This is a genomic window from Nocardia puris (genome assembly GCF_036051655.1).
In the GTDB taxonomy this organism is placed as follows: Bacteria; Actinomycetota; Actinomycetes; order Mycobacteriales; family Mycobacteriaceae; genus Nocardia; species Nocardia puris.
The window spans coordinates 1,917,847-1,937,810 of the sequence record NZ_CP107943.1 but is presented as its reverse complement, the minus strand read 5'-3'; the positions used below and the strand labels follow the sequence as shown (position 1 = coordinate 1,937,810).

Here is a 19,964-nt window from a genome sequence, read left to right as displayed (position 1 = left end):
GCACGGCATGGCAGCATCGTTGGCCAGAGTGAGAGCGCCGGACGTCGCCGGAGTGACCAGGGGCGACGCCCCGCCGACGGGAACGATGCGGAAGGATAGGCGCTCGAGCGACGACGGCAGCGGCGTGATCGTCGAGCCCGGAGGCGGTAGCGTGCGGACCGCGGCGGGCCCGCTCGCGCCGCCGATCGAAGACAGACTAGAAATAGGGGCTACGCCGGTGGATTTCAATGTCGTTGACCGTCCCGAGACGCTGGTGGCGGGCACAGTACTTCGCAGCCCGGCGCTCGCGGTCGAGGGACCGCGCCGCGCGAAAGTGGAGGACGCGTGGAAGCGCATCCTCTCCCGCCGGCTACCCGGCCCGCCGACCACCGCGTACGTCGACCACGCGCCGGAGATCAACTCCTATCTGACCCATATCGTGGGCTACCGCTGTCGCGGTCTGGAGGATCTGCTGCCGGGCGACGTGCTGGCCCGGGTGCCCGCCGGGCGCTTCGCGCGGTTCACCGCGAGCGGCGACAACCTCGGCGATACGATCGTCGGCATCTGGCGGGCGGTGTGGGACGCCGAGGCGGCGGGCCGCCTGGTGCGCTCCTACACCGGCGACTGGGAGCACTATCCCGACGCGCACACCGCCGAGGTCTTCGTGGCGCTGGCCGACGAACCGAGCGACGGGTAGGAACGCAGAAGTGGATTTCGAGATCGTCACCCTGGACGAGAGCCTGGTCGCCGGACTGACCGTGCCGCTGACCGGGCGCGAGGTGGCCGCGCGCGATCTGGACCTGGTCAACTTCACCTGGGATCGCTACCTGGCCAGGGAGAAGCCCGTGCCCCGCGTCGCCGCCTACATCGGCCAGAACGACCACGCCGTCGCGGTTCTCGGCTACGAGGTGTGCGGCCTGGACGATATGGACGCCGGCGACGTGCTGACCCGCATCCCCCGCGGCCGCTACGCCAAGTTCGTCGTCTCCGACAAGCCCTACGACCTGCTGCGCACCGCGTGGGCCCAGGTCGCCAAGGCCGAGAGCGCGGGCACCATCACCCGCTCCCACACCGCCGAGATCGAGCGCTACACCGGCCCGACCTCGGTCGAGGTCTACGTCTCGCTGGATTGAGACCGCCGTGTACACGATTACGTGTACACTTCGGGCATGTCCGAGATCAGCATTCGTGAGCTGCGCGCCAACCTGGCGACCCATGTCAAGGAGGCGGAGTCCGGTGAGCAGGTGATCATCCTGCGTGACGGCGTTCCGGCCGCGGCGCTGGTTCCGCTGTCGGTGGTCGAGGCCTTCGATGCGGCCGAGGACGAACTCCTCGCGCGGGAAGCCGTGGCCAGACTCGAAGAGGGCGGGCCCACTTTCACCATGGCGGAGGTTCTCGCCGATCTCTTCGCCGAAGACGACGAATGAAGTATCGCTTCCACTTCACGGACCAGGCGCGCCGTGAACTACGAGCGATCGAGCGGTACGACGCAATGCGGGTACTCACCGCACTGACCGCGCTCGGCAACGATCCCTACGCGCCGGGGCTGGATGTGAAGAAGCTGGCGGGTCGCGAGGACCTGTACCGACTGCGAGTCGGCCGTTATCGGGTCGCGTACCGCGTCGACAACGGTGTTCTGGTGATCCTCATCGTGAAAGTCGGTTGGCGCAAAGACGTGTACCGGGGGCTGTGAAACCCGCAAAGCCGGTCGGAGACGGATCTCCGACCGACTTCCCTCATCGGTGGGTGACCGGGCTCAGCCCTCGATGATGAACGCTTCCAGCTGGGCGCGGGCGATGTCGTCGGCCAGCTGCTGGGGCGGGGACTTCATCAGGTAGGCCGAGGCCGGGATGACGGGGCCGCCGATGCCGCGATCCTTGGCGATCTTGGCGGCGCGCACGGCGTCGATGATGATGCCCGCCGAGTTCGGGGAGTCCCACACCTCGAGCTTGTACTCCAGGTTCAGCGGGACGTCGCCGAAGGCGCGGCCCTCGAGGCGCACGTAGGCCCACTTGCGGTCGTCGAGCCAGCCGACGTGGTCCGACGGGCCGATGTGCACGTCGCCTGCGCCGAGCTCCTTCTTGAGGTTGCTGGTCACGGCCTGGGTCTTGGAGATCTTCTTCGACTCCAGGCGCTCGCGCTCGAGCATGTTCTTGAAGTCCATGTTGCCGCCCACGTTGAGCTGCATGGTGCGGTCGAGCTGCACGCCGCGGTCCTCGAACAGCTTGGCCATCACGCGGTGGGTGATGGTGGCGCCGACCTGGCTCTTGATGTCGTCGCCGACGATCGGCACGCCCGCGTCGGTGAACTTCTGCGCCCACACCGGATCGGAGGCGATGAACACCGGCAGCGCGTTGACGAACGCGACACCCGCGTCGATGGCGCACTGGGCGTAGAACTTGTCGGCCTCCTCCGAGCCCACCGGCAGGTAGGACACCAGCACGTCGGCCTTCGCGTCCTTCAGCGCCTTCACGACGTCGACCGGCTCGGCCTCGGACAGCTCGATGGTCTCGGCGTAGTACTTGCCGATGCCGTCCAGCGTCGGGCCGCGCTGCACGACCACATCGCTCGGGGGTACGTCGGAGATCTTGATGGTGTTGTTCTCGCTGGCGAAGATCGCCTCGGCGAGGTCGAAGCCGACCTTCTTGGCGTCCACGTCGAAGGCGGCGACGAACTTCACGTCGCGCACGTGGTACGGGCCGAACTTGACGTGCATGAGGCCGGGAACGGTGGAGTTCTCATCCGCGTCCTTGTAGTACTGCACGCCCTGGACCAGTGAGGAGGCGCAGTTGCCAACGCCCACAATGGCCACGCGAACTTCGGTGGCGTTCTCAGCCGTCTTGATTTCACTCATGGCCGCTGTTTCCCTCTTTCTGTGGTGCCGCCTTCGTTGATTGCTCCGCCGCAATCAACTCGTTGAGCCAGCGCACTTCGCGCTCGCTTGATTCCAGACCGAGCTGGTGAAGCTGCCGGGTGTAGCGATCCAGGGACCCGCTGGCCCGTTTGATCGCCTCCCGCAGCCCCTCTCGGCGCTCCTCGACCTGCCGTCGCCGGCCCTCCAGGATCCGCATCCGCGCTTCCGCGGGGGTGCGGCTGAAGAACGCCAGGTGGACGCCGAAGCCGTCGTCGGTGTAGTTCTGCGGGCCGGTGTCGGCGACCAGTTCGGTGAACCGCTCCCGCCCCTGCGGCGTCAGGTGGTAGACGCGCCGCGCGCGGCGCATGGTGACGCCCGCCGCGTTCTCCTCGGCGATCAATCCGTCGGCCTGCATGCGGCGCAGCGTCGGATAGAGCGACCCGTAGGAGAAGGCCCGAAACGGTCCGAGCAGGCCCGTCAGCCGCTTGCGCAGCTCGTAACCGTGCATGGGCGCTTCGAGGAGCAGCCCGAGGATTGCCAGCTCGAGCATCGGGCTTCACCCCCTGACTGTTGTGCAGACCTAACCGATGGATGCGACTTCCGAGTATATCGGACCGATATAACCGTGCACAGCGGTGTCCGATATGTGAGGTATCCGCGCAGGTGTGGCGCGGTTCAGTCGGTCGGCGGACTGATCTCGACGACCTCGCCCGCCAGGGTGATCGTGAGCGACCCGGACGCCTGGTCGTCGTTTGTGACGTACACGCGGACCGTCGGCTCGGTACGGCCGCGCGAGGTCTCGGGCAGCGCGAAGGAGAGGTGGGTGATGCGGCCGTTCGCCACGCCCAGCGTCCGCGCGGCACCGGCCAGCAGCGGGGCGAGGGCATCGACGTCGGTCGCGCCGAAATCGAGGGTCGGCGTGCTCGGTTTGCGACCGGGCCTGCTCTCCGGATCGCCGAACTCGCCGTCGAAGCGGAAATCCCGATAGGTGTTGCCGGTACCGCGCCGGAAGCTGGCGTACTCCGGATACAGCGACAGCGAGTCGGCGACCGCGTCACCGAACTCGGCGCGATGGCTGTCGAGGAAGAAGGCGACCCCGGCGCCGGTGGTGAGATCCGGGATCGACGGCTCGCCGGGCGCGCCGACGGCGTCCCCGGTCTCGCGCGCGACGCAGCCGACCAGCATGCCGAACAGCGCCACCACCAGCAGCAGCGAGGCCGGGATCCACCACCGCGTGCCGCGTCCGCGGACCACCGGGGCGTTCACCAGGTCGCCGGGGATCTGGAGGTCTGCGATGAGCGGGTCGAGCTGCCCGAACGACGTTGCGCGCATGGCGGTTTCGGTGCGCGCGGCGTGTTCGGCGGCGGTGAGCTGGCCGTCGGCCAGTGCCGCGTCGAGCAGTCCGCACACATCGGCGCGGTCGCTGTCGCGCGCCCGCAGCCGCGCCGTATCGGCCATCATCGCCGCCCTTCTCGCCCGCTCACGACGGTTCCCTGATGTCGAGGATCTCGCCTTCCGGCGTCAGATAGACCCGCCCGTACTGGCTGCGGTCGTTGCTCACGCTGATCTCCACCACGGGGCGCACCGCCTCCGGACGGGGCCGCCCGGAGATCCACACGGTGTCGGGCCCGAACTCGAGGTAGCCGATCCGGCCGTCCGGGACCTTGGTGAGCGCGACGGCCTCGGCCAGGACGCGACCGAGCGCGTCGAGATCGAGGGTGTCCAGATCCACGGTCGTGTCGCCTTCGCGCCGCGGGGTGAGCGTCGAGGAGGACCGCTGGAACCCGCCGCGATAGTCCCAGTCGACGGTCCAATCCGGCCCTTCCGGGGCGTAGCGCTCGGCCGAGGCGAAGGTCTCGTGGAAGCGCGCCTCGGCGACGACCGTGTCGCCGAACTTCGCCCGGTAGCGCTCGATGAACGTCCGGATGCCCTCGACGGTGTTCGGCGCCGGATAGGGCACCACCTGCGGGGCGACAGTTTCGAGATCGGCGCGCACGGTGATCTCCGGAGCGGCGGGCGCGTCGTCCTCGCCCGCGAGGACATATCCCGCGACCACACCGAGCACACCGGCGAGCGCGAGCCCGGCCGCGAACCACAGCGGACGCCGCGAGCGCGGTTTGTTCGGGGCGGTGTCGGCGACGCGTTGCAGATCGGCGACGAGTGTGGCCAGCTCGCCCAGGGTCCGCGCCTCGGCGGCGAGTTCGGTGGCGGCGCGGTGCTCGTCGGCGTCGAGCTGTCCGTCGCCGTGCGCGGTGTCCAATACGCGCACCACGTTGGCGCGATCGGCGTCACGCGCCCGGGTGTGCGGCGGATATCCGTGCCGCGCCCGGATCCGGCGCGGTGTGGCCACCCGCTCCGGCGCGAGGTCCTCGGCTCCGGCGGGAACCTGCAGGTCACCCGTGAGCCGCGCCAATTCCTCGACCGTCTTCGCGGAAGCAGCCCGTTCCCTGCGGTCGTGATACTCCTGCGCCCCGAGCTGACCCTCCGCGTAGGCGGCGTCCAGCAGGCTGGACGCCCGCACCCGATCCAGATCACGCGCTCTCATCCGCTACCACGCCTTCGAAACCTGACCCAGCGCACACATGTGTGTCCGGTACCTACTGCCAAGCAATACGCCGAAGGCGTTGGCTCCCGCATGCGTTACCCCACCCTCGCGACCTGGCTCAACGCACACAAGTGGATTCTGTCACCCCTTGCCGAGCAATACGCCGAAGGCGGTGGCTCCCCACATGTGGGCACTGTCACCCCGCTCGCAGCAATGCCCTCCGAAGACGTTGGCGTGCGCGCCCACATTCGCTACGACACCCTCGGAACCCAGCTCAGCGCATACATGTGGGTCCCGCGCCTACTGCCAAGCAATACGCCGAAGGCGTTGGCTCTTCCCCCCGATGTCGCCGACGCAGTTACTCTGGGTGTCGTGCGAATTCAGCGGCAGGTGGTCGACTACGCGCTCCGGCGCCGGTCGCTGCTGGCTGACGTCTATGCGGGCCGGGTCGATGTCGCCGAGGTGTGTGATGCCAATCCGTACCTCCTGCGCGCCGCGAAGTTCCACGGCCGGGGGAGCGAGGTCACGTGCCCTATCTGCCGGAAAGAACAATTGACCCTCGTATCCTGGGTCTACGGCGACGGCCTCGGCCCGGTGGCGGGGTCGGCGCGCACACCCGAGGAACTCGTCCGGCTCGCCGAGACCCGCGAGGAGTTCTCGGTTCACGTCGTCGAGGTCTGCCGGACCTGCAGCTGGAATCATCTGGTGCAGTCCTATGTGCTCGGCACTGCCCCGGCGCCGACGCGCCGCCGTTCGGGGGCTCGGGCGAACCGGCGCACCGCCGCCGAGTGATGTGTCCGGTCATCCCTCCCCCGGATGACGCGCGGGACCCGCACGGGTCGGTACCGCGCCGCGCCTGCCCGACCGCTACGAGTTATGGAGATCCTGTTCAGTGAGTTCGCCCTACGAGAATTCCCCTTACGGCGATGATCGCGGCCGTACTCAGCGCAATTCACCCCCGGCTCCGCCGCCGGGCCAGCGACAGGCTCCCCCACCCGGCTTCCGCCCCATGCCCCCGCCCGGCCCACGTCCCGGGCCCGCGGGCGGCCCGAACGGCAGGCCGGGGCAGCCCGGTCCGGGCGGACCCCGTCCCGGACCCAACAACCCGCCCAACGGACGCCCCGCGCCGCAAGGCGGTCCCGGCGGTCCGCGCGGGCCGATGCCCCCGAACCGGCAAGGTCCCCCGCCGGGGCGGCCGCCGCACGGTCGTCCCCCGCAGCCCGGCCCCGCCCAGGGCGGCGCGGCCGGCGCCACGCAACGCATGCCGCACCCCGGCCCCGTGCGAGAGGCGCCCACCCAGAAGGCGGGTCCCGCGCGTCCCGCGACGCTGAGCGAAGCGGTCGCCAATCGCGATCGCCGCACCGGCTCCGAGCCGACCGTCCGCTCCGGCACCGAGGCGACGGTGCGCTCCGGCACCGAGACCACCGTGCGGACGGGCACGCGCACCGGTCAGCGGCGGGGCGCCGACCGCAAGTCGGGCCCGAACACCGGAGAGCGGCGCGCCCAGGCGTCCGGCGCCCCGCCCTCGGGTCCGCCGCCGCGCCGCGGCGGCGGCGGCGACGACTCCGGCGGCCCCGGCAAGCGCCGCCCCGAGGGCAAGCGCCGGTTCCCGTGGAAGACCTTCCGGCGCGTCTGTTACGCGCTGGTGGCGCTGATGATCATCGTGCCCAGCTCGGTCTTCCTGATCGCGTACACCACCGCGACGGTGCCGCAGCCCGGCGACCTGAAGACCAACCAGATCGCCAACATCTACGCCTCCGACGGCACCACCGTTCTGAGCAAGGTGGTGCCGCCGCAGGGCAACCGCACCGACGTCACCATCGACCAGATCCCGCCGCACGTGCGCAACGCCGTGATGGCGGCCGAGGACCGGGATTTCTACAGCAACCCCGGCTTCTCCATGACCGGTTTCGCGCGCGCGGTGCGCGACAACCTGCTCGGCAAGGAGAGCGCGGGCGGTGGCTCCACCATCACCCAGCAGTACGTGAAGAACGCGCTGGTCGGTGACGAGCGCTCGCTCACCCGCAAGATGCGCGAGCTGGTCATCTCGCTGAAGATGGGCCAGAGCTGGAGCAAGGACGAGATCCTCGCCGCCTACCTGAACACCATCTACTTCGGGCGCGGCGCGTACGGCATCGACGCGGCCGCCAAGGCGTACTTCGCCAAGCCCGTGGGCGAGCTCAACGTGGAGGAAGGCGCGGTCCTCGCGGCAACCATCCAGCTGCCGTCGCTGCTCGACCCGGAGAAGAACCCCGAGGGCGCGAAGGCGCGCTGGGAGTACGTGCTCAACGGCATGGTCGAGACGGGCAACCTGCCCGCCGCCCAACGCCAGGGCATGCAGTACCCGGCGGTGGTCCCGGCCACCTCCACGCAGGACAAGACGCTGGACTCCGGTCCGGAGGGCCTGATCAAGACCCAGGTGCTCGCGGAGCTGACGGCGGCGGGCATCACCGACAAGCAGCTCAACACCGAGGGCCTGCAGATCACCACCACCATCGACCCGAAGGCGCAGCAGGCCGCGGTGGACGCGGCGCGCAGCAACCTCGAGGGCGAGCCCGCGACGCTGCGCTCGGCGGTGGTGTCGATCGATCCGCGTTCCGGCGCGGTCCGCGCCTACTACGGCGGCGAGGACGGCCACGGCTACGACTTCGCCAACGCCGCGTTGCAGACCGGTTCCTCGTTCAAGGCCATCGGCCTGGCCGCGAATCTCGAACAGGGCGTGCCGCTTTCGCAGATGTACGACAGCTCCCCGCTGACCGTGCACGGCGTGCGGATCACCAACGTCGAGGGCGAATCCTGCGGCATGTGCACCATCGCCGAATCGCTGAAGCGGTCGTTGAACACCAGCTTCTACCGCATGCAGCTGGACATGCAGAACGGCCCGGAGAAGATCGCGGAAATGGGCCACAAGCTCGGCATCCCGGAGGAACTGCCGGGCGTGGGCAAGACGCTGTCCGAGCCGGGTGGCGTGGGCCCGAACAACGGCATCGTGCTGGGCCAGTACCAGTCGCGGCCGCTGGACATGGCCTCGGCCTACGCCACGCTCGCCGCGTCGGGCGTGTACCACGCGCCGCACTTCGTGCAGCGCGTCGTGACCGCCGACGGGCAGGTGCTGCTCGACCGCGGCGAGCCCGCCGGTGAGCAGCGCGTCTCGGCCGCGGTCGCCGACAACGTCACAGCCGCCATGCGCCCCATCGCGGCGTACTCGCGCAACCACGGCCTGGCGGGCGGGCGCGAGTCGGCGGCCAAGACGGGTACCGCGCAGCTCGGCGACACCGGGGAGAACAAGGACACCTGGATGGTGGGCTACACGCCGTCGCTGTCCACGGCGGTCTGGGTCGGCTCCGTCGACAACTCCCCGTTGCGCAACTACGCGGGGGCGAAGCTGTACGGCTCCGGCCTGGCCTCCGACATCTGGAAGTCGACGATGGACGGCGCGCTCAAGGGCACGCCGAACGAGACCTTCCCGAAGCCCGCCCCGATCAAGGGCCAGGCGGGTGTGCCGGAGTGGTCGGCACCGTACACGCCGCCCTCGACGGTGGACGCCCCCTCGCCCCCGGTGATCATCGCGCCCACCCAGGTCGAGATCCTGCCCGGCATCACCATCCCGATCCCGGGCGTGCAGCCCGCACCGCAACAACAGCAGCGCCCGCAGCAGAGCCAGAACGATCCCGGTCCGCTGCCGGGCCAGCCGACCGCACCCTCCGACGACTCCTCCCCGGGCAACGGCTCACCGAGCAATCCCGGCGGCGGCAACGGTGGCGGGACCGGCAACGGCGGGACCGGTGACGACTCCGGCGGCGGAGGCGCCGGCGAGGAAGAGTGACGGCCCCCGCCCACCGTGGGGACTGTGACTCGTAGCCGCCCGGTGAGCACCCACTAGGCTCGGATGCCGTGACCGATCAGCGAGTGGTGGACGCCGGGCGGCCGGGTGGGGGCGATGGGGCGCGGTATGTTTCGCCGGGGCCGGTCGCGTTCGATCCGCGGTCGGCCGACGGGCGGGACAAGCCGAGCCGCAATGATTCGCTGACCGCGCAGGTGAGCACGGTGGTCGGGGGGCCGGTAGGGGAGCACGCGCTGATCGGGCGGGTGCGGTTCTGGACGCCGCTGCGGATCATCCTGCTCTACACGGTGATCTTCCTGGCGCTGGGCTGGGCGGCGAAGGCGGGCTGCATCCAGCAGACGAGCACCGAGAACGGCGCGCTGACGCTGGACTGGAGCGACGGCCGCCAGTACGTCGCCCTGTGCTACTCCGACACGGTGCCGCTCTACGGCGCCGAGCGCCTCGACGAGGGCGCCTTCCCGTACAAGAAGTCGTGGGTGGAGGAGCGTCCGGACGGCACCATCGAGGTCCGGTACATGGAGTATCCGGTCCTGTCCGGCCTGTACCAGTACGGCGCTATGCAGATCGCCAAGACCTGGGACGCGCTGCCGCTGCCCGGGGCGCTCCAGGTGGTCATCTATTTCAACGTCGTCGCGTTCGGCCTGGCCATCGCGTGGCTGATCACGGTGTGGGCCTCGACGCTGCTGGCGGGGCGCCGGATCTGGGACGCGGCGCTGATCGCCTGTTCGCCGCTGGTGATTGTGCACGGGTTCACCAATTTCGACGCGCTCGCCACGGCGTTCGCCGCGACCGGCCTGCTCGCGTGGGCGCGGCGGCGGCCGGTGCTGGCCGGCGTGCTGCTGGGCCTGGGCGGCGCGGCCAAGCTGTATCCGCTGCTGCTGCTCGGCCCGATCGTGGTGCTGTGCCTGCGCGCCGATCCGCGCCATCGCGCGCCGAGCTCCCACGTGGGAGTGCGGTTGCGCGAGATCGACGGCGGGGAGGCGTTCGCGACGTGGGTGCGCGAGACGCCCGATCGCGTGCGCCACCTGGCCACCCGCCCGCTCGGCGCGGCCGGACTGGCGGTCTCGGCGGCGATCGGCACGTGGGGTCTGGTGAATCTGCCGATCGCGCTGCTGTTCCCGGACGGCTGGCGGGAGTTCTTCCGCCTCAACACCACCCGCCACGCCGACCCCGACTCGATCTACAACGTGATCACCTCGTTCACCGGCTGGCCGGGCTTCGACGGCGAGCTGGCGCACGGCCAGCCGCCGACGATCCTGAACGCGGTGTCGCTGGCCCTGTTCCTGCTGGCCTGCGCCGGGATCGCCTACATCGCGCTCACCGCGCCGCGCAGGCCGCGGGTCGCGCAGCTGTGCTTCCTGGTGATCGCCGCGTTCCTGCTGACAAACAAGGTGTGGAGCCCGCAGTACTCGCTGTGGCTGGTGCCGCTGGCGGTTCTGGCGTTGCCGCACCGCCGAATCCTGTTGGCCTGGATGACGATCGACGCCCTGGTGTGGGTGCCGCGCATGTTCTACTACCTCGGCATCGACCGCAAGGGCCTGCCCGAGGAGTGGTTCACCGCCACCGTGCTGGTGCGCGATATCGCGGTGATCATCCTGTGCGCGCTGATCATTCGCCAGATCTACCGCCCCGAGGAGGATCTGGTGCGCAACGACGCCGTCGACGACCCGGTCGGCGGCGTCCTCGACCGCGCCCCCGACCCGCTACTCCCCTGGCTCCCACAAGCCTTGCGCCCCAAGGACACTCTCACCCGCACGGGGTGAGAGTGAACCGTCCCCTACGTCCCCGGCCGCAGCAATCGCGCGACGTGCTGCGGGTCGCGCGGGAGCAGGTCCAGTTCGAGGTGCCAGGGGCTGCCGGTCCACGGATCGAACAGCGGAGTGTCCTGCACCGTGGGCAGGTGCCTGCACGCCTGGGAGAGCGCGGCGACCGTGCTGTCGGGCGAGGCGGATTCGTCGCTGCCGACGATCACCATGGACAGCCCGACCAGGTCCCCGCGCAGGGTGAGCGCCGAGATGCGCTGGGCGTCCAGTGACGAGTACCCGTGCGGGAAGTCGGCGGCCAGCAGCACCCGATGCTCGGCGGGCGGGACGAATGACCCACCGCTGTAGGCCATTTCGGCCATATCGACGGCGTCCACCAACGCTTGCAGGCGGGGCGAGATATCGGCGTGGTCGGTGACCGGCGCCCCGTTCATCGACCCGGCGAGCGGGGCGAGCAGGCCCGCGAACGCGCCCGACAGGTCGATGACATCGATGCGCGCCGGGCGACCGGGATCGGCGGCCAGCAGGCGCGCCAGCAGCGCGCCGACCACCGGCACCACGGCGGCGGAATGCTCGGTGTCGATCCACAGCGGCCGCGTGAGCGGCACGGGCACCGTGTACGGGATGCGCAGCGGGCCGCGGTCCAGCGCGTACAGCTCACCGAGGCGGATGCCGTCGCTCGGCTTCGGCGGACCGTCCCACGCGGGCGAGGACCACGAGGCCAGTGCGGGCGGCAGCAACCGGTCGGACTCGGCGAGTTCCCGGATGAGCTGTTCGCTGTCACGCCGGTGGTTGCTCTCGGCCACGGCGATCAGTTCGTCGTGACGACGTTGCGCCTCTTGCCTTTTCGCCTCCGCCCCCGGGGTGTTGCGGGTGGCCGGATCGCTGACGGCCGCGGAGAGTTCCTCGTCGAGCCGCTTGCCCGCGTAGTCGCGCGCCGATTCCAGCGCGGCGGCCGAGCGCGCGGCGTCCTCGAAGACCATCCACAGCCGCTCCAGCCCGTGCGCCACCTCCAGCGGGGCCGGACCGCCGACCGGATCGGCCTGCGGGATCGCGTCGCGATCACCCACCGGATGCGGTGCGTGCGAGGCGGGCTGCGCACCGGCCGCGTCCACGCCGTGCGCGGGCAGCAGCACGGGCAACCCGCCCGCGTACCCCTGCCCCACGGCGCGCACCTTCCATTCGGCCCCGCGCCGGTACACCTCGAGGCAGATCATCGCGGCCTCGCCGGCGGCGGGCACGATCGCGAATTCCGCGGTGACCACACCGTTTTCGGACAGCAGCGCCGTCAGCGGCCCCAGCGTGGCGCCACCGGTGCTCGCCACCAACAGCACCGCCTTGGCCTCGGACCGGAGGACGGAGGTCGTGATGACGACCTCCGCCCCGGCCAGTTCCACCCCGCCGGTGGCGGGGTTGCCGTGGTGCACGTGATCCGACGCGCCGGAAACGCGCAGGTCCTCCCCCACGACCAGAGCGGAAATATCCAGTGCCGCATCCGATCTCACACCGAATCGCAGCACGTCCGCGCGCAACGGGGTGTTCTGCCCCGCCTTCAACTCGATCACCTCGACGGTCCCCGGTCGATCAGAGGAAGCGGCCGAGCTGCGGGATGGCCTCGCCGGGATGCTTGGCCTGGAAGCCCTCGCCGAGCGCCTGCAACTTCCAGTCCGCGCCCACCCGGAACACCTTCGCCATCGCCATCGCGGTGAACGGCATGCCGCCCGCGAGGGTGTAGCGGGCCAGCTCGGCGCTGTTGGAGCCGTCGACGAGACGGCAGAACGCGTTGCGCACCTGCTCGAAGGTGTGGCCCTTGTAGGAGGTGACGATGAACACGAGTGAGGTGACATGCGGGGGAATTCTGGTGAGATCCACCAGAATGACCTCGTCGTCACCGTCACCCTCACCGGTCAGGTTGTCACCCTGATGGCGAACCGATCCGTCCTTGGAGGTCAGCTGGCCGTAGTAGGCGAAGTCGACCGGATTCGCCTCGGCGAACATGATCACCGAGGCGTCCAGGTCGATGTCGACGGTGCGGTTGCCGAACATGCCGCGGGTCTGCACCGGGTCCCAGCCCAGGCCCATCTTGACGAAGGCCAGCTGCTGGCCGCCCTCCTTGCGCAACGTGACGCGCTGGCCCTTCTGCAGGCTGACGGGCCGGTCCTTGCTCAGGCTGACCTCGCCCGTCTGCTGGGACGGGGCGGGCGGCGGCGGAGCACCCTGGCCGGGCGGCGGCGGGAAACCCCCACCGGGCGGGGGCGGGTAGCCCTGATCGGGAGGCGGCGGGTAACCACCGCCGGGCGCGGCGTACTGCGGCGCGGGCTGCGCGGCCGGCGGCGGGTAGTTCGCGGGCTGCGGCGCGGGCGGCGGCGGGGCCTGCTGCGCGGCCGGGGGCGGCGAATCATCCACGGTGACACCGTGATCGGTGACCAGCGCCGCGAATCCCCCCGCGTAGCCCTGGCCCACGGCGCGGACCTTCCACGAGCCCTGCCGCCGGTACAGCTCGAGCGCGATGACGATCGATTCCGAATCGAGCCCGTCGATGCGGTACTGGTAGAGCTGGTTGCCCGCGGCGTCGGAGATGATCGCGGTGGGCGGCGCGAAGCGGCCGAAGCTGGCCGACGCGTCGTCGAGGGTGATGACGGCCCGGATCTGGTCGATATCGCCGGGCACCTGGTTCAACGAGACCGCCAGGGAGGCGGGCTGCCCCGCGGGCGCGGGCTGCAGGTTGACGCCGGGACCGCTGGGCTGGTTGAAGAACACGAAGTCCGCGTCGGAGCGGACCTTGCCCCGCTCGGTCACCAGCAGCGCGGACAGATCAGCCGGAGCCGTCAACTGGACGGAGATCACCACATCGTTGGTGGCCAGTGGACCGTTCTGGCCCTTGGCGAGTGTTGCGGACAAGTTCGACCCTTCGCTTGTCGGTGCGTACTGCCTGCCACTCTACGAGAAACGGACGCGGACGGTCCCGGGTCGGGACGAGGGGTGCGCGGCCCGCCCATCGGTTACTGTGACGCTCGCAGACCCCACCAGCGGCCACCGGCGCGCGCGGGGAGGAACTCGAGACAACGGGGCGGACCCCTATGGCACAGCTTTTCGAACAGTCGAAGAAGGTGATCGAAGCGCAGCTCGCGGGGACGAGCGTGCGCGCGATCTCCGGTTCGATGATCGCCTACGAGGGCAACGTGCAGTTCAAGTCGGCCGGTTTCGGCGGCGGCGACGGCGTGCTCGCGGGGCTCAAGCGCCGCGCGACCGGTGAGAGCCTGTCGCTGATGGAGTGCGCCGGGCACGGCCGGGTGTTCTTCGCGGTGAACGGCCAGCACGTCACGGTGGTGAACCTCAACGGCGACACCTTGCAGGTGGAATCGCAGCAGTTGCTCGCCTTCGCCGGAAACCTGCGCACCGACGTGCGTTTCGCCGGGATGGGCGGCGCGCGCAGCGGGCAGGGCCTGTTCACCACCACGGTCAGCGGGCAGGGCCAGGTGGCGCTGCTCTCGGCGGGCGGCCCGCTCATCCACCTCGAGGTGACGCCGCAGTTCCCGCTGGTGGTCGACCCCGACGCGTTCGTGGCGGCCAAGGGCAATCTGAATCAGTCGTTCGTCTCCGGCATCACCTGGCGCGACGCCATGGGCCAGGGCGCAGGCGAGACGTTCTCGCTGCGCTGGGAGGGCCAGGGCGTCGTGTCGATCCAGCCGGCGGAACGGTAAGGGGCACGGGCGTGTTCGAGAAGGTCAACGACAAGGTCGTCAAAGTGGACGTGGGCCGGGCGGGCGGCGTGGTCGCGCGGACCGGCGCGATGCTGTTCTATCGCGGCGACGTCGCGTTCGCGCCGCACCAGATCCCCGGTTCACAGGGGATGGGCGGCGGCGGGCTGATGCGCATGGCCGGCCGCATGATGGCGGGCGAGCACGAACGCACCATGCTGGCGCAGGGCAACGGCGAGGTGCACTACGGCTTCGCCGGGCTGGAGGTGCAGGTGGTGCAGATCCAGCCGGGCGCGACGCTGCGCGTGGAAGCCTCACGGCTGCTGGCCAATACAGCCGGGCTGCAGAGTTCCATCGTGTCGGTGGCCAGTTCCGGCGGCGGAGGTGGCGGCGGCCTCATGGGCGCGCTGCGCGGGGCCGCGTCGGGCGCGCTGACCGGGCAGGGCATGTTCACCACGCAGCTCTCCGGCCAGGGCGCGGCGGTGCTGCTCGGGCACGGTGGCTTTCTGGAACTGCAAGTGGGCGGCCCGAATCCGATCGTGGTGGACCCGCAGGCGTTCGTGGCGGCCTACGGCAACGTGCAGACCGAGCTGAAGACGGCGCTGAGCTGGCGCGACGCGGTGGGGCGCGGCTCGGGCGAGGCGATGCAGTTGCAGTGCGTCGGCCAGGGTGTGGTGTACGTGCAGGCCTCCGAAGAGAAGTTGTGAATCATGGCGCAGATCCTGAACCCGATGAATCTCGGTGAAAGCGACAACATCCCGCACAACAGCTACGCCTTCTGCATCGATCTGACCGGCCCGTGGTTCATGCGCAAGGGCGCGATGATCGCCTACTACGGCCAGATCGAATTCCAGCTGCTCACCCACGGCCTGCAGGGCGGCATGCTGCACATGGTGTCGGAGCAGTTCTCGGCGCCGATGTTCACCGGTGACTACGTGGTAGCCCAGGGCCATGGCAAGCTCATCCTCGGCGACCGCGGCTACGACATCAACTCCTACGACCTCGACGACGGCAACCTCACCATCCGCGCGGCCAACCTGCTGGCCTTCGAACCCGGCCTGGCGCTCAAGCAGTCGATCGTGCCCGGGTTCCTCACGCTCATCGGCACCGGCAAATTCCTGGCCTCCTCCAACGGCCCGGTGATCTTCGCCGAACCACCGCTGCGGGTGGACCCGGAGTCGCTGGTCGGCTGGGCCGACTGCCCGTCGCCCAGCCACCACTTCGACCAGCAGTGGGTAACCGGCTTCCTGGCCGCGGGTGCGCACCGGTTCGGGGTGAACTCCGGCGAGGAGCGCCAGTTCGATTTCACCGGCGCGGGCACAGTGCTGATCCAGTCCAGCGAGAAGGTGATCAGCGACGTGGAGATCGTGCGCACCATCGAGGGTCAGTTGCAGAGCGGCGTCAGCGTGGGCGGGTTGCAGCAGTTGCAGGCCGTGATCGCGCGACAGCTGGGGCAGCAGCAGAGTTACTGACGGCCGGACGCACGGTCGCGGCCGGTGTCGTGGCGGCCGTGCCGCTGGTGGGCTCCCCGGCCGTGCCCCAGATCAGATCGCTGGCAGGGCAGTCGGTCACGTCACCGGCCGGGCCGTCGGTCGCGCCCCGGTCGGGCTGTCGGCCGACCGCGCCCGTCGTCCTGCCGCCGGTCGAGCTGAGACCTATGACGACGCCGCCGAACCCGCGACCGATCGGTGCACCACCTCGCGCAGCCCGGCGGACACCCGGCGAGCGCGGGGACGCCGGGTGGATCTCCCGCTAGAGTCGGTCGATGTGGCCCCCGCGCAATCGCTTCGACCCGGCAGCGTGTTCGCCGGGTACCGGATCGAAGGGCTCGTGGGCGCGGGCGGAATGGGCAGCGTCTACTCGGCGCACCACCCGCGACTGCCCAGGATGGTGGCGCTGAAGCTGCTGCACCCCTCGTTCGCGGCCGACCCGGTGTTCCGCGGCCGATTCGAGCGCGAGGCGCAGCTGGCGGGCCGCCTGGACCACCCGAACATCGTGGCGATCCACGATCGCGGGCAGGAGGGCGAGCAGCTCTGGATCGCCATGCAGTACATCCAGGGCGGCGACGCCGACTCGCTGGCCCGCGGCGGTCCGCTGCCGCCCGCGCGGGCCCTGCACATCGCCCGCGAGACGGCCAACGCACTCGACCACGCGCACGCCGCGGGTCTGCTGCACCGCGACGTGAAACCCGCCAACATCCTGTTGCGCGCGCCCTCGGCGCCCGGCGCGCCCGAACAAGTGCTGCTCACCGATTTCGGCATCGCCAAATCCGCCGACGAGGTCGGCTCCCTCACCCAGACCGGCACGCTGCTGGCGACCCTGCGCTACGCCGCGCCCGAACAGCTCTCCGGCGGTGAGCTCGGCCCGCGCACCGACCAGTACTCGCTGGCGTGCACGCTGTTCCACCTGCTCGCGGGCCGCCCGCCGTTCACCGCCGACACCGCGGCCGGGGTCATCGGCGCGCATCTGATGCAACCGGTGCCGCGCATCAGCACGCTGCGCCCGGACCTGCCGCCCGCGCTGGACGCGGTGTTCGAGCGGGCGATGGCCAAGAATCCGGAGCACCGGTTCCCCAGTTGCGCGGCGATGGCGGCGGCCGCGTCGGCGGCGTTCGATCCACCCCGCGCGCCGCTCCCGCCCACACCGCCGCCGAGCCGAAAGCGCCGGTGGCTGTTGGCACTCGGCGCGGTGGCGGCCGTGCTCGCGGTGGCGGGCGCGGGCGCCTTCGCCTTGCGCCCCGACGAAACTCCTACCACCACAACGACTTCCACACCACCGCCCACCACGTCCACCGCCCCCGATCCGTGGGCCGCCGGACGCGACACCGTCGCCTTGTTCCCCGACCTGCTGCCCGCCGGCCCCGACACGGTGGGCTACCGCGATCTGCGGTGCAGTTTCGCCACCAAGAACCCGGGCGCGGTGTGGGAGCACGGATTCAACTGCACCGACCGCCAGGGCCTGGAACTCCAAGTGCTCCAGCACGACAGCGCCGCCACCGTGGACCGCTACGTCGCGACGCTGGAGCAGGGCGCCACCGAGACGCTCACCTCGCGCTACGGAGAACCGCTCACGGTGCGCAAGTTCAACGGCTCCACCGGCCCGTGGATCCTCGTGCGATTCGGCGCCGCTCCGCGCTCGTCCGTGCTGCTCCAGGTCTTCGAGAAGGGGAGCTCCCACCAGGAGGTGATCGACGAATGGTTGCGAAGCGCCCCGCTGTGAGGCGGCTCGGGCCCGCCGCCGCACTGCTGTCCGCGCTGACGGTCACGGCGTGCTCGGGCGTCGCAGGCACGCCCACGCCCGCCGAGATCGACGTGCGCACACTGGATGTCGGCGCCTACAACATCGAACCGGCCGACGTGGAGGCCATCCGCACGCCGAACGACGGCCGCATCCTGGAAGGGTTGCGGATGGCCGGTGCCATCGCGATCCCCCACCAGATCGACGAGACCTTCGTGCACAACTGGGGCACCGACGTGCTCGAGTCACCCGCGAAGGCGGCGCAGGCCTCGGCCATCTCGAACGTGAACACCCCGACGCTCGAAAAGCACGGCATGATAGTCGCTTTCGACATCGGCGAGGGCGACCGCGCGTTCCGGTCCGGTACGCCCGCGCTCGACATCGACGCGAACCTCACCCGCGTGGTGCTGTTCCGCTTCCCCGGCGAGGCCGCCGCACGGGACGCGGCGCGCGAGATGGAGGCGCTGGACTTCTCGGTCAGCCCCGACAACGAACCCGCCCCGATCCCGGATCATCCCGGCGCGCACGCGCATTGGCGCCCCGGCATCCGCACGATCGGCGCGACCTACGCCCAGGGGGAGATCGTGGTGAGCGTCTTCGCCCAGCACCGGACCCCCGACAAGGACGCGCTCGCCGACCGGGTGGCGCAGGTCCTGGACGCGCAGATCCCGCTGCTGGAGGAGTTCCAGCCCACCCCGCCCGACGAGATCGACGAACTGCCACGCGATCCCGACGCGATGCTGCGCCGCATCCTGGTGCCCGGCCCGGCCGGGCAGCGGCTGCCCATCTCGTCGCGCGAATACGGCTCGTGGAGCGGGCGCGCCACCGTGCACTATCGCCCGCTGGACAACGAGGAGATGGCGGCGGCCTGGGACGACGGCGGCGTGGAATCCGTCGCACAGGCGTTCAGCACCACGCTTTTCCGCTTCCGCGACAACGAGGCGGCGCAGGCCTTCGGGGACGCGTGGGCCGATACGGTCGGCGGCAACGTGCGGGCCGTCGACGGGCCGGAGGGCCTGCCCGACGTGCGCTGCGTGGAGCGCGCCGCGTCGAACGACGAGTCCGCGCTGGCCCGCTGCTACGTCATCTACCGGGAGCACGCCGCGTTCGTCAGCGGCGGCACCGCGGAGAACGCGCGGCAACAGGCGGCGGCGCAGTACGCGCTGCTGGTGAACGGCGCGTAGCCGATGGTGCGCGGCAGGATTCGGTTGCTGGTCGCGGTGCTGGCGGCCCTCGCGATCGGTTGCGGCCGCGAACCGGCCCCGCCGCCGCATCCCGCACCCGCCGGGCCGACCCCTGAGCAGCAGGCCGCGTTCGCGGTGATCGACGGGGTGTTCCGGGACTGCGGGTTCCCGATCGTCGGCCTGCCCACCCGCGACCTCGACGTCGAGGAGGACGAGCTGTCGATGGTGCCGTGGATCGTCGCGTCCCTCGGCAATGACACGCTGCCCGACGTGATGGCCGGGTTGCGGCGCTGCGCGGAACTGCTTCTCGCCGCCACCGAGTCGTACGGGCGCCTGTCCGTGAAGCTGTACATCACCGACCCCGCGACCGTGGCCGCGCTGCCGGAACCCACCGACACCGCCACCCCGCTGTCCCGGCTCGACGACTACGCGCGGCTGCTCGAGCTGCGCGCCGCACCCCACTACTTCCTGAAGGCGCTGACCATCCACTCGACCGGCGACCGCTTGGATTACACCTGGCCGCAAGACGATCGGGCGCTCGCCGAAGAAACCATCCAGCGCCGCATGACCGACTGGCTCGCCGACCCGGCCGCCGTCCTCGGGCCGAGCCCCTACCAGCGCAACCGCCTGGTGCCCGGACGGGCCGACCGCCTGCGGTACTACCGGATGCTGTGCGGGGTGCCGCTCGACCAACGGCAGAAATGCGACGGGCCGGTGCCCGGGATCGTCGCGGCCACCGTGGACATCCACACCCTCGAGGTCACCGACTTCCGCATGCTGCCCGGCCTGCCCCACGGGTACTCCCTCAACCGGCTGGACGACCCGCTCGAGCCCGACCTCACGGGCTGAGCGGGTCG

Annotated in this window: 19 protein-coding genes; 13 read left to right on the top strand and 6 right to left on the bottom strand. The window is 70.5% G+C overall.

Annotated features, from left to right (window positions below):
• Window positions 1–217: 217 nt before the first annotated feature.
• From OHB21_RS08535 to OHB21_RS08520, 4 genes are read left to right on the top strand one after another with little or no spacing between them, the layout of a single operon-like run.
• Window positions 218–676, top strand: coding sequence for a GyrI-like domain-containing protein (locus OHB21_RS08535; protein WP_067503136.1), 459 nt, complete (start codon window positions 218–220; stop codon window positions 674–676).
• A 10-nt stretch (window positions 677–686) separates the two neighbouring features.
• Window positions 687–1,112, top strand: a complete 426-nt coding sequence (locus OHB21_RS08530; RefSeq protein ID WP_195125047.1) for a GyrI-like domain-containing protein — start codon at window positions 687–689, stop codon at window positions 1,110–1,112.
• A 36-nt stretch (window positions 1,113–1,148) separates the two neighbouring features.
• The gene (locus tag OHB21_RS08525) at window positions 1,149–1,406 is read left to right on the top strand and encodes a type II toxin-antitoxin system Phd/YefM family antitoxin (protein WP_067503134.1); all 258 of its coding nucleotides are present in this window, start codon (window positions 1,149–1,151) and stop codon (window positions 1,404–1,406) included.
• A complete protein-coding gene (locus tag OHB21_RS08520; protein WP_195125046.1) occupies window positions 1,403–1,672 on the top strand; it encodes a type II toxin-antitoxin system RelE family toxin in 270 nt (89 codons plus the stop codon). The genes OHB21_RS08525 and OHB21_RS08520 overlap by 4 nt, the downstream gene beginning before the upstream one ends.
• A gap of 63 nt (window positions 1,673–1,735) precedes the next feature.
• On the opposite strand, the gene OHB21_RS08515 is transcribed toward OHB21_RS08520, so the two are convergent.
• From OHB21_RS08515 to OHB21_RS08500, 4 genes are all read right to left on the bottom strand, one after another.
• Window positions 1,736–2,833 (bottom strand): inositol-3-phosphate synthase, encoded by a 1,098-nt coding sequence (locus tag OHB21_RS08515; RefSeq protein WP_195125045.1) that lies wholly within the window; start codon window positions 2,831–2,833, stop codon window positions 1,736–1,738.
• Entirely contained in the window at window positions 2,826–3,383 is a 558-nt protein-coding gene (locus OHB21_RS08510) for a PadR family transcriptional regulator (RefSeq protein ID WP_067503131.1), read from the bottom strand. Before OHB21_RS08510 ends, OHB21_RS08515 begins: the two co-directional genes overlap by 8 nt.
• Before the next feature lie 125 nt (window positions 3,384–3,508).
• The gene (locus OHB21_RS08505) at window positions 3,509–4,294 is read right to left on the bottom strand and encodes a DUF1707 SHOCT-like domain-containing protein (protein WP_067503130.1); all 786 of its coding nucleotides are present in this window, start codon (window positions 4,292–4,294) and stop codon (window positions 3,509–3,511) included.
• A gap of 19 nt (window positions 4,295–4,313) precedes the next feature.
• A complete protein-coding gene (locus OHB21_RS08500; RefSeq protein WP_084537294.1) occupies window positions 4,314–5,378 on the bottom strand; it encodes a DUF1707 SHOCT-like domain-containing protein in 1,065 nt (354 codons plus the stop codon).
• A 372-nt stretch (window positions 5,379–5,750) separates the two neighbouring features.
• Between OHB21_RS08500 and OHB21_RS08495 the strand changes: the two genes are divergently transcribed.
• The 3 genes from OHB21_RS08495 to OHB21_RS08485 all read left to right on the top strand — a co-directional run bounded on the left by OHB21_RS08495 (window position 5,751) and on the right by OHB21_RS08485 (window position 10,985).
• Window positions 5,751–6,170 (top strand): DUF5318 domain-containing protein, encoded by a 420-nt coding sequence (locus OHB21_RS08495; protein ID WP_170160757.1) that lies wholly within the window; start codon window positions 5,751–5,753, stop codon window positions 6,168–6,170.
• Between the two features lie 469 nt (window positions 6,171–6,639).
• Window positions 6,640–9,204: a transglycosylase domain-containing protein gene (locus tag OHB21_RS08490; RefSeq protein ID WP_407675232.1), complete on the top strand. Its 2,565-nt coding sequence runs from the start codon at window positions 6,640–6,642 to the stop codon at window positions 9,202–9,204.
• A 68-nt stretch (window positions 9,205–9,272) separates the two neighbouring features.
• Window positions 9,273–10,985 carry a glycosyltransferase family 87 protein gene (locus tag OHB21_RS08485; RefSeq protein ID WP_084537292.1) on the top strand — a complete coding sequence of 571 codons (1,713 nt, stop codon included), beginning with the start codon at window positions 9,273–9,275 and terminating at the stop codon, window positions 10,983–10,985.
• A 14-nt stretch (window positions 10,986–10,999) separates the two neighbouring features.
• Here the strand turns inward: OHB21_RS08485 and OHB21_RS08480 are convergent, their stop codons facing one another.
• Window positions 11,000–12,550 (bottom strand): TerD family protein, encoded by a 1,551-nt coding sequence (locus tag OHB21_RS08480; RefSeq protein ID WP_324192161.1) that lies wholly within the window; start codon window positions 12,548–12,550, stop codon window positions 11,000–11,002.
• Window positions 12,551–12,569: 19 nt separating this feature from the next.
• Entirely contained in the window at window positions 12,570–13,886 is a 1,317-nt protein-coding gene (locus tag OHB21_RS08475; protein WP_228789780.1) for a TerD family protein, read from the bottom strand.
• A 179-nt stretch (window positions 13,887–14,065) separates the two neighbouring features.
• Between OHB21_RS08475 and OHB21_RS08470 the strand changes: the two genes are divergently transcribed.
• The 6 genes from OHB21_RS08470 to OHB21_RS08445 all read left to right on the top strand — a co-directional run bounded on the left by OHB21_RS08470 (window position 14,066) and on the right by OHB21_RS08445 (window position 19,956).
• Window positions 14,066–14,689 (top strand): AIM24 family protein, encoded by a 624-nt coding sequence (locus tag OHB21_RS08470; RefSeq protein ID WP_067503119.1) that lies wholly within the window; start codon window positions 14,066–14,068, stop codon window positions 14,687–14,689.
• A gap of 11 nt (window positions 14,690–14,700) precedes the next feature.
• Window positions 14,701–15,393, top strand: coding sequence for an AIM24 family protein (locus OHB21_RS08465; RefSeq protein WP_067503115.1), 693 nt, complete (start codon window positions 14,701–14,703; stop codon window positions 15,391–15,393).
• A 3-nt stretch (window positions 15,394–15,396) separates the two neighbouring features.
• Complete coding sequence (locus OHB21_RS08460) at window positions 15,397–16,158, top strand: AIM24 family protein (protein ID WP_067503112.1); 762 nt, start codon at window positions 15,397–15,399, stop codon at window positions 16,156–16,158.
• A gap of 268 nt (window positions 16,159–16,426) precedes the next feature.
• Window positions 16,427–17,905: a serine/threonine-protein kinase gene (locus tag OHB21_RS08455; protein ID WP_232331617.1), complete on the top strand. Its 1,479-nt coding sequence runs from the start codon at window positions 16,427–16,429 to the stop codon at window positions 17,903–17,905.
• Window positions 17,881–19,107 (top strand): DUF7373 family lipoprotein, encoded by a 1,227-nt coding sequence (locus tag OHB21_RS08450; RefSeq protein ID WP_195125043.1) that lies wholly within the window; start codon window positions 17,881–17,883, stop codon window positions 19,105–19,107. The genes OHB21_RS08455 and OHB21_RS08450 overlap by 25 nt, the downstream gene beginning before the upstream one ends.
• 3 nt (window positions 19,108–19,110) lie before the next feature.
• Complete coding sequence (locus OHB21_RS08445) at window positions 19,111–19,956, top strand: hypothetical protein (RefSeq protein WP_067503104.1); 846 nt, start codon at window positions 19,111–19,113, stop codon at window positions 19,954–19,956.
• Window positions 19,957–19,964: the final 8 nt, after the last annotated feature.

Excerpts from the sequence above, each read along its gene's own strand:
- OHB21_RS08505 (WP_067503130.1), bottom strand. The coding sequence starts at position 4,294 with ATGATGGCCGATACGGCGCGGCTGCGGGCGCGCGACAGCGACCGCGCC.
- OHB21_RS08525 (WP_067503134.1), top strand. The coding sequence starts at position 1,149 with ATGTCCGAGATCAGCATTCGTGAGCTGCGCGCCAACCTGGCGACCCAT.
- OHB21_RS08500 (WP_084537294.1), bottom strand. The coding sequence starts at position 5,378 with ATGAGAGCGCGTGATCTGGATCGGGTGCGGGCGTCCAGCCTGCTGGAC.
- OHB21_RS08515 (WP_195125045.1), bottom strand. The coding sequence starts at position 2,833 with ATGAGTGAAATCAAGACGGCTGAGAACGCCACCGAAGTTCGCGTGGCC.
- OHB21_RS08510 (WP_067503131.1), bottom strand. The coding sequence starts at position 3,383 with ATGCTCGAGCTGGCAATCCTCGGGCTGCTCCTCGAAGCGCCCATGCAC.
- OHB21_RS08450 (WP_195125043.1), top strand. The coding sequence starts at position 17,881 with ATGGTTGCGAAGCGCCCCGCTGTGAGGCGGCTCGGGCCCGCCGCCGCA.
- OHB21_RS08445 (WP_067503104.1), top strand. The coding sequence starts at position 19,111 with ATGGTGCGCGGCAGGATTCGGTTGCTGGTCGCGGTGCTGGCGGCCCTC.
- OHB21_RS08470 (WP_067503119.1), top strand. The coding sequence starts at position 14,066 with ATGGCACAGCTTTTCGAACAGTCGAAGAAGGTGATCGAAGCGCAGCTC.
- OHB21_RS08490 (WP_407675232.1), top strand. The coding sequence starts at position 6,640 with ATGCCGCACCCCGGCCCCGTGCGAGAGGCGCCCACCCAGAAGGCGGGT.
- OHB21_RS08460 (WP_067503112.1), top strand. The coding sequence starts at position 15,397 with ATGGCGCAGATCCTGAACCCGATGAATCTCGGTGAAAGCGACAACATC.
- OHB21_RS08520 (WP_195125046.1), top strand. The coding sequence starts at position 1,403 with ATGAAGTATCGCTTCCACTTCACGGACCAGGCGCGCCGTGAACTACGA.